The sequence below is a fragment of the Kitasatospora sp. NPDC127060 genome (assembly GCF_042724935.1).
Taxonomy (GTDB): domain Bacteria; phylum Actinomycetota; class Actinomycetes; order Streptomycetales; family Streptomycetaceae; genus Kitasatospora.
The window spans coordinates 46861-60567 of sequence record NZ_JBHXEG010000007.1 but is presented as its reverse complement, the minus strand read 5'-3'; the positions used below and the strand labels follow the sequence as shown (position 1 = coordinate 60567).

The 13707-nt window shown below is 70.9% G+C and carries 10 protein-coding genes; 8 read left to right on the top strand and 2 right to left on the bottom strand.

Annotated features, from left to right (window positions below):
* Positions 1-7: 7 nt before the first annotated feature.
* The 8 genes from ACFWIS_RS06510 to ACFWIS_RS06475 all read left to right on the top strand — a co-directional run bounded on the left by ACFWIS_RS06510 (position 8) and on the right by ACFWIS_RS06475 (position 9359).
* Positions 8-1060: an ABC transporter ATP-binding protein gene (locus ACFWIS_RS06510; protein WP_380457906.1), complete on the top strand. Its 1053-nt coding sequence runs from the start codon at positions 8-10 to the stop codon at positions 1058-1060.
* Positions 1053-2069, top strand: coding sequence for an ABC transporter ATP-binding protein (locus ACFWIS_RS06505; protein WP_380457904.1), 1017 nt, complete (start codon positions 1053-1055; stop codon positions 2067-2069). The genes ACFWIS_RS06510 and ACFWIS_RS06505 overlap by 8 nt, the downstream gene beginning before the upstream one ends.
* Positions 2070-2241: 172 nt before the next feature.
* Positions 2242-3864, top strand: a complete 1623-nt coding sequence (locus tag ACFWIS_RS06500) for an ABC transporter substrate-binding protein (RefSeq protein WP_380457902.1) — start codon at positions 2242-2244, stop codon at positions 3862-3864.
* A gap of 108 nt (positions 3865-3972) precedes the next feature.
* Complete coding sequence (locus ACFWIS_RS06495) at positions 3973-4899, top strand: ABC transporter permease (protein WP_380457900.1); 927 nt, start codon at positions 3973-3975, stop codon at positions 4897-4899.
* A gap of 76 nt (positions 4900-4975) precedes the next feature.
* Entirely contained in the window at positions 4976-5890 is a 915-nt protein-coding gene (locus ACFWIS_RS06490; protein ID WP_380457930.1) for an ABC transporter permease, read from the top strand.
* A gap of 13 nt (positions 5891-5903) precedes the next feature.
* Complete coding sequence (locus ACFWIS_RS06485; protein WP_380457928.1) at positions 5904-6959, top strand: ABC transporter ATP-binding protein; 1056 nt, start codon at positions 5904-5906, stop codon at positions 6957-6959.
* On the top strand, positions 6949-8142 hold the full coding sequence (locus ACFWIS_RS06480) for an ABC transporter ATP-binding protein (protein ID WP_380457898.1): 1194 nt from the start codon (positions 6949-6951) through the stop codon (positions 8140-8142). The genes ACFWIS_RS06485 and ACFWIS_RS06480 overlap by 11 nt, the downstream gene beginning before the upstream one ends.
* A 167-nt stretch (positions 8143-8309) precedes the next feature.
* The gene (locus ACFWIS_RS06475) at positions 8310-9359 is read left to right on the top strand and encodes an ABC transporter ATP-binding protein (RefSeq protein WP_380457896.1); all 1050 of its coding nucleotides are present in this window, start codon (positions 8310-8312) and stop codon (positions 9357-9359) included.
* Positions 9360-9368: 9 nt separating this feature from the next.
* On the opposite strand, the gene ACFWIS_RS06470 is transcribed toward ACFWIS_RS06475, so the two are convergent.
* A complete protein-coding gene (locus tag ACFWIS_RS06470; RefSeq protein WP_380457894.1) occupies positions 9369-11090 on the bottom strand; it encodes an ABC transporter family substrate-binding protein in 1722 nt (573 codons plus the stop codon).
* A gap of 172 nt (positions 11091-11262) precedes the next feature.
* Positions 11263-13641, bottom strand: coding sequence for a peptidoglycan binding domain-containing protein (locus ACFWIS_RS06465; protein WP_380457892.1), 2379 nt, complete (start codon positions 13639-13641; stop codon positions 11263-11265).
* Between the last annotated feature and the right edge of the window lie 66 nt (positions 13642-13707).

Here is a 13707-nt window from a genome sequence, read left to right as displayed (position 1 = left end):
CGACCCGATGACCACCGTGATCGAGAACAACAGCCAGAAGAACGATCGTCTCGAAGTCGGAACCCCGCTCCTGGAGGTCAAGGACCTCCACGTGGAGTTCCACACCCGGGACGGCATCGCCAAGGCCGTGAACGGAGTCAACTACTCCGTCGCGGCCGGCGAAACCCTCGCCGTGCTCGGCGAGTCCGGCTCCGGCAAGTCCGTGACGGCCCAGACCATCATGGGCATCCTGGACATGCCCCCGGGCAAGGTGACCCAGGGCGAGATCCTGTACCGCGGCCGGGACATGCTCAAGATGAGCAACGAGGAGCGGCGCAAGATCCGCGGCCGGAAGATCGCGATGATCTTCCAGGACGCGCTGTCCGCGCTCAACCCCGTGCTCAGCGTGGGCTACCAGCTCGGCGAGATGTTCCGGGTGCACGAGGGCGCGTCCAAGGCCGAGGCCAAGGCCAAGGCCATCGAGCTGATGGACCGGGTGCGCATCCCGGCCGCCAAGCAGCGGGTGAACGACTACCCGCACCAGTTCTCCGGCGGCATGCGCCAGCGCATCATGATCGCCATGGCGCTGTCGCTGCAGCCCGACCTGATCATCGCCGACGAGCCCACCACCGCCCTGGACGTCACCGTCCAGGCCCAGGTGATGGACCTGCTGGCGGAGCTCCAGGCCGAGTACAACATGGGCCTGATCCTGATCACCCACGACCTCGGCGTGGTCGCCGACGTCGCGGACAAGATCGCCGTGATGTACGCGGGCCGGATCGTCGAGACCGCCCCGGTGCACGACCTGTACGCGAACCCCGCGCACCCGTACACCAAGGGCCTGCTCCGCTCGATCCCGCGCCTGGACCAGAAGGGCCAGGAGCTGTACGCGATCAAGGGCCTGCCTCCGAACCTGCTGAAGGTTCCGGCCGGCTGCGCGTTCAACCCCCGCTGCGACGTCGCCACCGACCAGTGCCGCACGGAGATCCCGGTGCTGCACCACGTGACCGACGAGGACGGCACGGAGCTCACCGGCCGCCGCAGCGCGTGCCACCTCTGGAAGGAGACCCTCCATGGCTGAGAACATCCTGGAGGTCAAGGACCTGGTCAAGCACTACCCGCTGACCCAGGGCGTCCTGTTCAAGAAGCATGTCGGGGCGGTCAAGGCCGTCGACGGCATCAGCTTCGAGCTGAAGAAGGGCGAGACGCTCGGCATCGTCGGCGAGTCCGGCTGTGGCAAGTCCACGCTGGCCAAGGTGCTGATGAACCTGGAGCGGGCCACCTCCGGCCAGGTGCTGTTCAAGGGCGAGGACATCTCCACCCTCAGCGGTGCGGCCCTCAAGGCCGTCCGGCGCAACATCCAGATGGTGTTCCAGGACCCGTACACCTCGCTGAACCCGCGCATGACGGTCGGCGACATCATCGGTGAGCCCTTCGAGATCCACCCCGAGGTGGCGCCCAAGGGCGACCGCCGCAAGGCCGTCCAGGACCTGCTGGACGTCGTGGGTCTGAACCCGGAGTACATCAACCGGTACCCGCACCAGTTCTCCGGCGGTCAGCGCCAGCGCATCGGCATCGCCCGCGGCCTCGCGCTCAAGCCGGAGATCATCATCTGCGACGAGCCGGTCTCCGCCCTGGACGTGTCCGTCCAGGCGCAGGTGATCAACCTGCTGGAGCAGCTGCAGGGCGAGTTCGGCCTGTCGTACATGTTCATCGCGCACGACCTCTCCATCGTCCGGCACATCTCCGACCGCGTCGGCGTGATGTACCTGGGCAAGATGGTCGAGATCGGCTCCGACGAGCAGATCTACGAGAACGCCACCCACCCGTACACCCAGGCGCTGCTGTCGGCCGTGCCGGTGCCGGACCCGGCGGCGCGCGAGACCCGGGACCGGATCGTGCTCAGCGGGGACATCCCCTCGCCGGCCAACCCGCCGTCCGGCTGCCGCTTCCGCACCCGCTGCTGGAAGGCGGAGGAGCGCTGCTCGACGGAGGTCCCGCTGCTGGCGATCCCGACCACGCTGGAGGGCCCGGCCGCCCACGAGTCGGCCTGCCACTTCGCCGAGGTCCGGGAGTCGGCCGCGGCCTGACGTCCCGTACGCACCCGGAAGGGCCCGTGGCTTCCCCGCCACGGGCCCTTCCGGCGTTCCGTCAACTCCGCAGCGCGTCGAGGCACCCGTCCGGGTGCCCCCGACTCGCGCCGTCGCCGGGGCGCGCTTCTCATGGGGTGTGATGCGACACACACCCTGAGGAGGGACCTCCATGCCCGTAGCCGCTCGCGCTCGCCTGGTCCTCGCCGCTGCGACGTCCGTGGTCCTGGTGGCCACCGGGTGCAGCAGCAGCGGCGGAGGAGGCAGTAGCTCGTCGGACACCGCCAAGACCTTCAGCTACCAGAGCAACGAGCCGCAGAACCCGCTGCAGCCCGCGAACGCGAACGAGGTCGGCGGCGGTCGCATCATCCAGAACCTGTTCAAGGGCCTGGTGGACTACGACCCCACCAACGCCAAGATCCGGATGCAGGTCGCGAGCGCGATCGACACGAGTGACTCCCAGACCTTCACCGTCACGATGAACGACGGCTGGACGTTCCACGACGGCACCCCCGTGCACGCCAAGAACTTCGTCGACGCCTGGAACTGGGCTGCCAACCCGGCGAACAACCAGATCAACAGCTCCTGGTTCTCGGACATCGAGGGCTACCAGGACGTCCACCCGGCCGCCGGCAGCCCGACCGCGACCAAGATGTCCGGGCTGACCGTCACGGACGACCTGCACTTCACCGTCAAGCTGAACCACAAGGTCTCGTACTTCGAGTACAAGCTCGGCTACATCGCCTTCTCGCCGCTGCCGGACGCCTTCTTCAACGACCCGGCCGGATACGGGCAGAAGCCCGTGGGCAACGGTCCGTACCAGTTCGTCAGCTGGTCGCACAACAGCCAGGTGGTCACCAAGTCCTACCCGGGCTACAAGGGCGTGGACAAGCCGAAGAACGGCGGCATCGTCTTCAAGATGTACACCACGTCCGAGGCCGCCTACGCCGACCTGCAGTCCAACAACCTGGACGTGATGGACCAGGTGCCGCCGTCCGCTCTGGCGACGTACAAGAACGACCTCGGCGACCGGGCGGTGGACGCCCCGCAGGGTGCCATCCAGAACATCGGCTTCACGCTCTACCAGGCCGACTGGGCAGCGCCGGAGAAGGCCCAGGTACGTCAGGGCCTGTCGATGGCGATCGACCGCGCGACCATCACCAAGACCGTGCTGCAGGGTTCCCGGGCGCCCGCCAGCGCCTGGGTGGCCGAGGGCGTCGAGGGCTACAAGGCGGGCACCTGCGGGGACTTCTGCAACTTCGACGTCGCCAAGGCCAAGCAGCTGATCCAGCAGGGCGGCGGCGTCCCCGGCAACAAGGTGCTGATCACCTACAACGCGGACGGCGGCCACAAGGAGTGGGTCGACGCGGTCTGCAACTCGATCCGGCAGAACACCGGCGTCGACTGCCTGGGAGACCCCAAGCCCGACTTCAAGACCGCCCGCCAGGCCATCACCTCGCACCAGCTCAACGGTGCCTTCCGCACCGGCTGGGTGCAGGACTACCCGCTGAACGCGAACTTCCTGGCCGATGTCTACCGCACCGGCGCCGCCTCCAACGACACCGGGTACAGCAGCCCCCAGTTCGACGCCGCCGCCACCAAGGCCGACGAGGCCGCCAGCGTCGCCGACACGGTGACCGGCTACCAGCAGGCCGAGGCGGTGCTGGCGACCGGGATGCCGACCATCCCGCTCTGGTACTACCGCACCAACTCGGGCTACTCGACCAAGGTGCAGAACGTGAAGTTCGACTCCTTCGGCAACCCGGCCTGGACGCAGGTCGAGGTCAAGGGCTGATCCCGGGCCCTGATCCCCGCGCCGGCCCCGCCCTCCCCGCACGGAGGGCGGGGCGCGGTCTCCCTGCCCGCCCGGCCCGCCCGGTCGGGCACCTAGGAAGGAGGCTCGATGGGCAGTTACGTGCTGCGGCGGGTGCTGCAGATGATCCCGGTGTTCTTCGGCACCACACTGCTGATCTTCGTGATGGTCTACACGCTGCCGGGCGACCCGGTGGTCGCCCTGTTCGGCGACAAGGCCGCCGACCCGACCGTGGTCGCGAGCATCAAGCACTCGTACTACCTGGACCAGCCGGTCTGGAAGCAGTACCTGCACTACATGGGGAACCTCTTCCAGGGGGACTTCGGCACCAGCTTCACCGGCCGGCCGGTCGCCGACATCATGGCGGACGCCTTCCCGGTCACCATCCGGCTGGCGCTGCTGGCCTTCTCCTTCGAGCTGGTCGTGGGACTCGCCTTCGGCGTGCTCTCCGGGCTGAAGCGCGGCAGCGTCGCGGACACCCTGGTGCTGATCCTGACCCTGGTGGTGATCTCGATCCCGGTCTTCGTACTGGCCTACATCGCGCAGACCGTGTTCGCCACCAACCTGGGCTGGGTCACGCCGACGGTGCAGGACAGCTACGACCTCACCCAGCTCATCCTGCCGGCGGCCGTCCTGGGCTCGCTCTCGCTCGCGTTCGTCGCCCGGCTCACCCGGACCTCCATCGGCGAGAACCTGCGGGCCGACTACATCCGCACCGCGACCGCCAAGGGACTGCGCCGGCGGACCATCATCTCCCGCCACCTGCTGCGCAACTCGCTGATCCCGGTGGTCACCTTCCTCGGCACCGACCTCGGCGCGCTGATGGGCGGTGCGATCGTCACCGAGGGCATCTTCAACGTGCAGGGCATCGGCAACGTCCTGTACCGGGCGATCAACCAGAAGGAAGGCCCGACCGTGGTCGGCATCGTGACCGTCCTGGTGATCATCTACCTGGTCGCCAGCCTGCTCGTCGACCTGCTCTACGCGGTCCTGGACCCGAGGATCCGCTATGCCTGACATCCACGACGAGGACTCGTACCGACCCCACCCCAAGCCGGGCATCTCCCGCCTCGACTACGCGGGGGAGCAGGGCATGGCCGTCGAGCAGGAGACCCTGGTCGAACCCGACCCGGAGAAGCGGGAACAGGCCCGCAGCCTCTGGGGCGACGCCTGGCGGGACCTGCGCCGGCGGCCGATCTTCCTGCTCTCGGTGGTGCTGATCCTGCTGCTGGTCGTCATGGCGATCTTCCCTTGGGCCTTCACCGACGCCAACCCGCGCAAGGCCGACCTGGTGCACGACTACCTCAAGCGGCCGGACTGGACGGACTTCTTCGGTGCCGGCTGGTTCGGCTACGACGCGCAGGGCCGGTCCATCTACGCCAGGGTGATCTACGGCGCCCGGGCCTCGATCACCGTCGGCATCTTCGTGACCGCGGCGGTCACCCTGCTCGGTGGGCTGACCGGCATGGTCGCCGGGTACTACGGCGGAGCCGTCGACGCGGTGATCTCCCGGATCGTCGACATCTTCTTCGGCATCCCGCTGCTGCTCGGCGCCCTGGTGCTGCTGAACGCGTTCACCATCCGCACGGTGTGGACCGTGGTGTTGGCCCTGGCCGTCCTCGGCTGGACCCAGATCGCCCGCGTCATGCGCGGCGCGGTGCTGACCGTCAAACAGTCCGACTACGTGGTGGCGGGCAGGGCACTGGGGGCCGGGACGGGACGGCTGATGCTCCGGCACATCCTGCCGAACGCGGTCGCGCCGGTGATCGTGGTGGCGACCATCGCACTCGGCGGTTACATCGCCACCGAGGCGACGCTGAGCTTCCTCGGCATCGGCCTGCAGGACCCGACCATCTCCTGGGGCATCGACATCTCCTCCGCCCAGAAGGTGATCCGCACGGCGCCCTACGTGCTGTTCTTCCCGGCCGCGGCGCTCTCCATCACCGTGCTGGCCTTCATCATGATGGGCGACGCGGTGCGCGACGCCCTCGATCCGAAGCTTCGCTGAGCGAGGGGAGCGCATCGTGAGTACAGCGGTGGACACCACCGGGCACGGACGGGACGCGGCGTACCAGGGGCCGCTGCTCGACGTGCGGGACCTGCACGTCGAGTTCGTCACCAGGGACGGCGTCGCCAGGGCCGTGAACGGGGTCGACTACTCCGTCTCCGCCGGTGAGACGCTGGCGGTGCTGGGCGAGTCCGGCTCCGGCAAATCGGTGACCGCGCAGGCGATCATGGGCATCCTGGACATGCCACCGGCCCGGATCCCGCGCGGCGAGATCCGCTACCGGGGCCAGGACATGCTCAAGATGGGCAAGGAGGAGCGGCGCAGGATCCGAGGCCAGAAGATCGCGATGATCTTCCAGGACGCGCTGTCCGCGCTCAACCCGGTGCTCAGCGTGGGCTTCCAGCTCGGCGAGATGTTCCGGGCGCACCACGGCGTCTCCCGCAGGGAGGCCACGGGCAAGGCCGTCGAACTGATGGACCGGGTACGCATCCCGGCGGCCAAGCAGCGGGTGAACGACTACCCGCACCAGTTCTCCGGCGGCATGCGCCAGCGCATCATGATCGCGATGGCGCTGGCCCTGGAACCGGACCTGATCATCGCGGACGAGCCCACCACCGCCCTGGACGTCACCGTCCAGGCGCAGGTGATGGACCTGCTCGCCGAACTGCAGTCCGAGTACCACATGGGGCTCATCCTGATCACCCACGACCTGGGCGTCGTGGCGGACGTCGCGGACAAGATCGCGGTGATGTACGCGGGCCGGATCGTCGAGACGGCGCCGGTGCACGAGCTGTACGCGCGGCCCGCGCACCCGTACACCCGCGGCCTGCTGGACTCCATCCCGCGGCTGGACCAGAAGGGCCAGGAGCTCTACGCCATCAAGGGCCTGCCGCCCAACCTGCTGCGGGTCCCTGAGGGCTGCGCCTTCAACCCGCGCTGCCCCCGCGCGAAGGACGTCTGCCGGACCGAGGTGCCCGAGTTGTTCGAGGTCATCGAGGACGACGGGACGCCGCTGGAGGGGCGCGGCAGCGCCTGCTTCTTCTGGAAGGAGACCCTCCATGACCGGTAGCGGGGCCAGCGCACTGGGCGCGGTGGTGCCGGAGGAGGCCGCCTTCACGCAGGAGGTGCCGCGCGGGGAGCCCATCCTCGAAGTCCGGGACCTCGTCAAGCACTTCCCGCTGACCCAGGGCGTCCTGTTCAAGAAACAGGTCGGCGCCGTCAAGGCGGTCGACGGGGTCAGCTTCGACCTGATGCAGGGCGAGACGCTCGGCGTCGTCGGCGAGTCCGGGTGCGGGAAGTCCACCCTGGCCAAGGTGCTGATGAACCTGGAACCGGCCACCGGAGGGTCCGTCCGCTACAAGGGGGAGGAGATCTCCCGGCTGTCCGGATCCGCGCTGAAGGCCGTCCGGCGCAACATCCAGATGGTGTTCCAGGACCCGTACACCTCGCTGAACCCGCGCATGACGGTCGGCGACATCATCGGTGAGCCCTTCGAGATCCACCCCGAGGTGGCGCCCAGGGGCGACCGCCGCAAGGCCGTCCAGGACCTGCTGGACGTGGTCGGGCTCAACCCCGAGTACATCAACCGGTACCCGCACCAGTTCTCCGGCGGTCAGCGCCAGCGCATCGGCATCGCACGGGGGTTGGCGCTCAAGCCGGAGATCATCATCTGCGACGAGCCGGTCTCCGCCCTGGACGTGTCGGTGCAGGCGCAGGTGATCAACCTGCTGGAGCAGCTGCAGGGCGAGTTCAACCTGTCGTACATGTTCATCGCCCACGACCTCTCCATCGTCCGGCACATCTCGGACCGGGTGGGGGTGATGTACCTGGGGAAGATGGTCGAGATCGGCAGCGACGCCGAGATCTACGACCACGCGACCCACCCGTACACCCAGGCGCTGCTCTCGGCGGTGCCGGTGCCGGACCCGACGGCGCGCGAGACCCGGGACCGGATCGTGCTCACCGGGGACGTGCCCTCGCCGGCCAACCCGCCCTCGGGGTGCCGGTTCCGCACCCGGTGCTGGAAGGCGCAGGAGCGGTGCGCGGTGGAGGTCCCGCTGCTGGCCGCGCCGGGCTGGCTGTCGGGGGCGGCGCGGCACGACTCGGCTTGTCACTTCGCGGCGGAGCGCGAGATCGGGCAGAGCGCGGCGGAGCGCGAGATCGGGCAGAGCGCGGCGGAGCGTGACCGTGCGGCGGAGCGCGAGATCGGGCAGGGCGCGGCGGAGAAGGGCGACGGGCAGGACCCCGGCTGACGGCGCGCCGGATCGGCTGCCGCCCCAGGGCGCGTCCTCGCGACGAGGGCGCGCCCTTCGCCGTGATGGAACCGAGATCTGCCGTGGGCTCCCCAAGTGGCTGCGCTTCCTTGATAGTTGCTCTGCGCCTGTCGATGGTCGCTGCTGCGCTGAGGAGGGCTGCCCACATGGACGCGGTGGAGGTGACCGGCGGCGGACGGGAGAACCTGGTGCCCGGGACGCCGTTGCTGGAGGTCGAGGACCTGCACGTCGAGTTCCACACCCAGGACGGCGTGGCCAAGGCTGTCAACGGGGTGAGCTACTCGGTGTCGGCGGGGGAGACGCTGGCGGTGCTGGGCGAGTCCGGCTCGGGCAAGTCGGTGACCGCGCAGGCGATCATGGGCATCCTGGACATGCCGCCCGCGAAGATCACCTCGGGGCGGATCCTGTTCCGGGGCGAGGACCTGCTGACCATGAGCCCCAGGGTCCGGCGGACGGTCCGGGGCCGGCAGATCGCGATGATCTTCCAGGACGCGCTGTCGGCGCTCAACCCGGTGCTCAGTGTGGGCTACCAGCTCGGCGAGATGTACCGGGTGCACCAGGGGCTGTCGCGCGCCGAGGCGAAGACGAAGGCCGTCGAGCTGATGGACCGGGTGCGCATCCCGGCGGCCAGGCAGCGGGTCGGCGACTACCCGCACCAGTTCTCCGGCGGGATGCGCCAGCGCATCATGATCGCCATGGCGCTCGCCCTGGAGCCCGACCTGATCATCGCGGACGAGCCCACCACGGCCCTGGACGTGACGGTGCAGGCCCAGGTGATGGACCTGCTGGCGGAGCTGCAGGCCGAGTTCAACATGGGCCTGATCCTGATCACCCACGACCTGGGCGTGGTCGCCGACGTGGCCGACAAGATCGCCGTGATGTACGCGGGCCGGATCGTCGAGACGGCGCCGGTGCACGAGCTGTACGCGCGGCCCGCCCACCCGTACACCAAGGGCCTGCTGGCATCGATCCCGCGCCTGGACCAGAAGGGCCAGGACCTGCACGCCATCAAGGGGCTGCCACCCAGCCTGCTGAGGGTCCCCGAGGGCTGCGCCTTCAACCCCCGCTGCGACCGGGTGCAGGACCGCTGCCTGACCGAACTCCCGCCGCTGGTACCGGTGGCGACCGAGGACGGGGCCGAGCTGCCGGGCCGCCGCAGCGCCTGCCACTACTGGTGGGAGACCCTGCACGGCTGAGGGCCGGCGCTACTTGGTGAAGCCGACGTTCTCCCAGACGATGTCGGACAGGCCCTGGGCGCCGATGTTGGCGAGGTCGGCGCGGGCGCCGTACAGCTGGGGGCGCTGGTAGAGCGGTAGCACGCCGGCCACCTTCCAGAGTTCGCCGTCGGCCTGGTTGATCGCCTCGGAGGCGGTGCCGGCGTCGGTGGCGCCGGCCGCCCGGTCGAGGGCGGCGTCCGCGGCGGCGCTGCCCGCGCCGGCCCGGTTGCCGGCGCTGTTCTGGGCGTAGCTGGCACGGCTGCCGCTGGCCGGGAACGGGGTGCCGAGCAGCGCGTAGACGGCGATGTCGAAGTCGTCGCGGTTGACGTACTTGTCGAAGAAGTCGTTGGGGGCGGCGGTCACCGGGGTGACCTTGATCCCGACGTCCTTGAGCATCTTGGAGAGGGACGTCGTCTCGTTCTGGGCGACGGCGACCCCGGTCGGGACGACCATCCGCAGGTTCAGCTCGCGGCCGTCCTTCTTCCGTACGTCGCCGTCGAGCTTCCAGCCCGCCGAGTCCAGCTTGCGGGCGGCCTCGGCCGGGTCGAAGCGGGACAGGCCCAGGGAGTTGTCGCGGTAGCCGTTCTGGTTGGCGACCAGCAGGTGGTTGTTGAGTGGGACGGCGGGCCAGTCCAGGCCGTTGAGGTCGGTGCGGATCAGGGCGTCCCGGTTGATCGCCTGGAAGACGGCCTGGCGGACGGTCGGGTCGGTGAGCAGCGGGCTGCGGGCGTTCAGGGTGAGCTGGCGGAAGTCCGGCCCGCCGGCCCGGCGGACGGCCGCGCCCTTGGTGTTCCTGATGACCTGGTAGCCGGCCAGGTCGGGGCCGTTGTCGAGGAGGTCGATCCCGCCCTTGGCGAAGGCGGTGCGCATCGCGTCGGGCAGCATGGCGTGGAAGACGATCCGGTCCAGCACGGGCTTGTCGCCCCACCAGGTCGGGTCGGCGACCAGGGTGACGGTCTGCGCAGCCGGGTCCAGGCGATCGACCTTGAACGGGCCGGCGGTGAGCGGGATGGCGTCCAGGTAGGCCGAGTTGAAGAGGTCCGGGGTGGCGACCTTGCTCGCGGGCAGCAGCGGGGCGTTGGCGGCGCTGTTGAACATCGACTGCCACTCGGAGAACGGCCGGTCGAAGGTCATCACGGCCTGGAAGTCGTCCTTGCCCCGCTCGACCGAGGTGACCTGCTCGAAGCCGGAGGTGCTGGAGGGCCGGTAGGCCGGGTCCTTGCCGTTCAGGGCGCGCCAGTTGGCCTCGATGTCGCGCCAGGTGATCGGGGTGCCGTCGGACCAGTGGGCCTTCGGGTTGAGCGTCCAGGTGACCACCTGGCGGCCGTCCCTGATCTCGGCGTGGGCCTCCTGGAGGTAGGCCGGGTTGACGGTCTGGGTGCCGGCCGCGTCCGAGCGGAAGAAGGTCGGCAGCAGCGGCTTGCTGACCGCGACGGTCGAGGACACCGTGCCGTCGGTCTGGATCGGCGACCACTGGTGGGAGAACTGGGCGATCGCCAGGTTCAGGGTGCCGCCCGGGCGGAGCTGGGCGCGGTCGTGGGCGTTGATGTCGACCGAGGTGAGCTTGGGCATCCCGGCGTTGGCGCCGGGCACCGCGTCCGCGGCGGCGCCGTCCGACCCGGAGGAGCAGGAGCAGAGCGCCAGGGAGAGGGTGAGGACGGCGAGACCGGCGAGCTGTGCCGTCCGGTGGTGCTGGAGGCGGCGGCCCATCGGCGTGGCTCCCGGGGTGACTGTGGCGGATGGTGTGGCGTCACATCTTGCTGACCGGGAGGGGGAGTTGTCGAGGGGCGGGACGGTGGCATCCGGTGGATGCGGTCGTCCCGCCCCTCGTTCGTGTCCGGTTCGTCGGTGCCGACGGCGACGGCGACGGCGACGGGTGGCGTCAGGCGGTGGGGAACTTGTAGGTGCGTTCCTTGTCGCCGGTCTTGTCGAACAGCGAGCCGACGGCGTCCGCGACGTCCTGCGGGGTGATCGCGGCGCTCTGGCCGTTCTTCTTGGTCTTCACCTTGTCGAACACCCCGTTCAGCTGGGAGTTCAGCGCGTCGAGATCCCACTTGGGCGCGATCTTGCCGGAGGCGTCCGGGGCCAGCGTGAGCACCTTGGCGGCCGTCTTGGGGCCGAAGTCCCAGGACTTGGTGCCGGCCACGATGTGCACCTTGCCGCTGGTCACCTGCTTGCCGAGGCTGTCGGCGGCGGCCTGCAGGGCCTGGGTGGAGACCTTGGGCTGGGCGGCCGTGACGGCCAGCGCGATCGGCTGGTCGGGCTTGCCGGCGGCGCGGTCGCGGTAGGCCTGCTCGATCACGTCCAGGGCGGCGTTGGTGTCCACCGCCTGGCCGGCCTTGCTGGGGACCACGACCGGGTCGCCGTTGTCGGCGAACTTGACGTAGCCCTCCTGCAGCCCCTGGCCCGAGCCGGCCGCCAGCGAGTCCAGCGCGGCCTTGAGCTTGGCGCGGTCGATCCGGACCTCCGGGGCGACGGCCTTGGTGCCGCCCTGGATCGACTTGATCACGTCGACCGGGTTGTAGCTGTGCGCGGCGAGGCCGTCCACGGTGGCCGTGGTGTCGAAGCTCAGCCCGGCGACGGTCGGGTCGAGGTCGACCGCCTGGTCGCCGATCTTCAGCTTCAGCGGCTGTTGCCCGGCCTTGCCGACCGAGGCGTCCAGCGCGTGGATCGCCTGGTCGCGGCCGTTGCCGCCGATGTCCGTGCCGAGCACCACGGTGCCCTTGGGGATGTCGGACTGGTTGAGCATCAGGCCGGTGCCGTACGCGGCGGCGCCGAGGAAGAGCACCCCGCCGACGGCGTAGACGCCGAGCTTGACGAGCTTCTTGGCGCCACCGCGCTTGGCCTTGGCGGGGGCGGCCGGTTCGGCCTTGGCCTTGGCGGGGGCCGGGCCGGGCGGGGGAACCGGAGTGGCGCCGGGGCCGGCGCCGGGGACGGGCTGGGCGCCGGGGCCGGCCGGAGGACCGGGGACCGGAAGCGGGGTGACCTCGGTGACCTCCGGGTCGCGGCCGGGCTGCCGGGACCCGCCGGGGCCGGGCTGCGGGGCCGGCTGGGGCGCGCCCGGGAACAGCCCGCCGGGGCCCGCCGGGGTGGCGAAGGGGTCCTGGTCGGGGGCGGCCGGGCGCTGGGCGGCGAACGGGTCGGTGCCGGTCGGGGCGGAGGCGAACAGGCCCGGCTGGGGACGGCCGTCGGTGCCGCGCGGGGCGCCGTTCCGGGCGTCGTGCGGGGGCAGGCCGGGTATGGCGGCCGGCGGGGTGTTCTCGCGGATCGGCGCGAAGCCGTCCACCGAGGTGTCCTCCGGGTCGGACCCGGCCTGCGGGCGACCGCCGCGCTGCGGCAGTCCGCCCTGCTGGGGCCCGTTCGGGCGGGCCCCGTTGGCCCGGGGCGGGCCCTGCGGGAGGCCGCCCTGCTGCTGAGCCTGCCGCTGCGGACGGCCGCCGCGCGGACCGCGCGCACCGGCGGCGGTGCCGGTCCGGGCGAACGGGTCGGTGACCGGCGCGAACGGGTCGGCGGCCTCGTAGACGCCCGGCTCCTCGGCCGGGGTCCCGGCGCCGTACGGGGTGGCGGGGGCGGTCGGGGTGGGCGCGGGGCCCGGGTTGGGAGCCTTGCCCTGGGCGGGCACCGGACGGCCGTTCGGCCGGGCCGCACCGGTGGCCGGGGCCGGGCGGGCCCCGTTCGGGGCGGCCTGCGGACGGGCCTCGGCGGCGGTGCCGGGCCCGGTCGGGGCCTCCGGCGCGCTCGGGGCGCCGGCCGGCACGGCGGCCGGGGCGGGCTCGGCGGTCGGGGTCTTCTTCTGCCGCGGCCGGAACCAGGCGCCGGTGGACTCGGACTCCGAGGTCGCCGGCGGGATCGGCGGGATCTGCCACTCCGGCGGCAGGTTCGGCGGGGTGGCCGGGTGGCCACCGCCGTCCATCACGCCGAGGACGGGCGAGGCGGGCGCGGAGCGGTGCCGCGGGCCACCGGGCTCGGCCGGCTCGGCCGGGCCCTCGTCGGTTCCGGCGGTCTCGTTCTTGACGGTGCTGCGGACGACGACCGGTGGGATCGGGCGCGAGCCGGGGATGTTGATCCGGACTCGGGTGGTCAGGGTGGTCTCGGTCTTCGGACCGTCGTCCTCGCCGCCCGACCCGGTGTCGGCGCCGACCGCGGCCCGGTCGCCGCCGGGGAGGCCCGGGGTGCCGTAGGGCGGCGTGCCCGACGGGTAGGCGTCCGGGCCCGTGCGCCGGGGCGTCGGGTTGGCGTTGTCAGATTCGCGGCTGCTCAATGCTGCTCTGCTCCGGGTTCGCGGGCGGGCCGTGCGGCGCGACCGCGGTTCGTGGTCGCCGGGCCT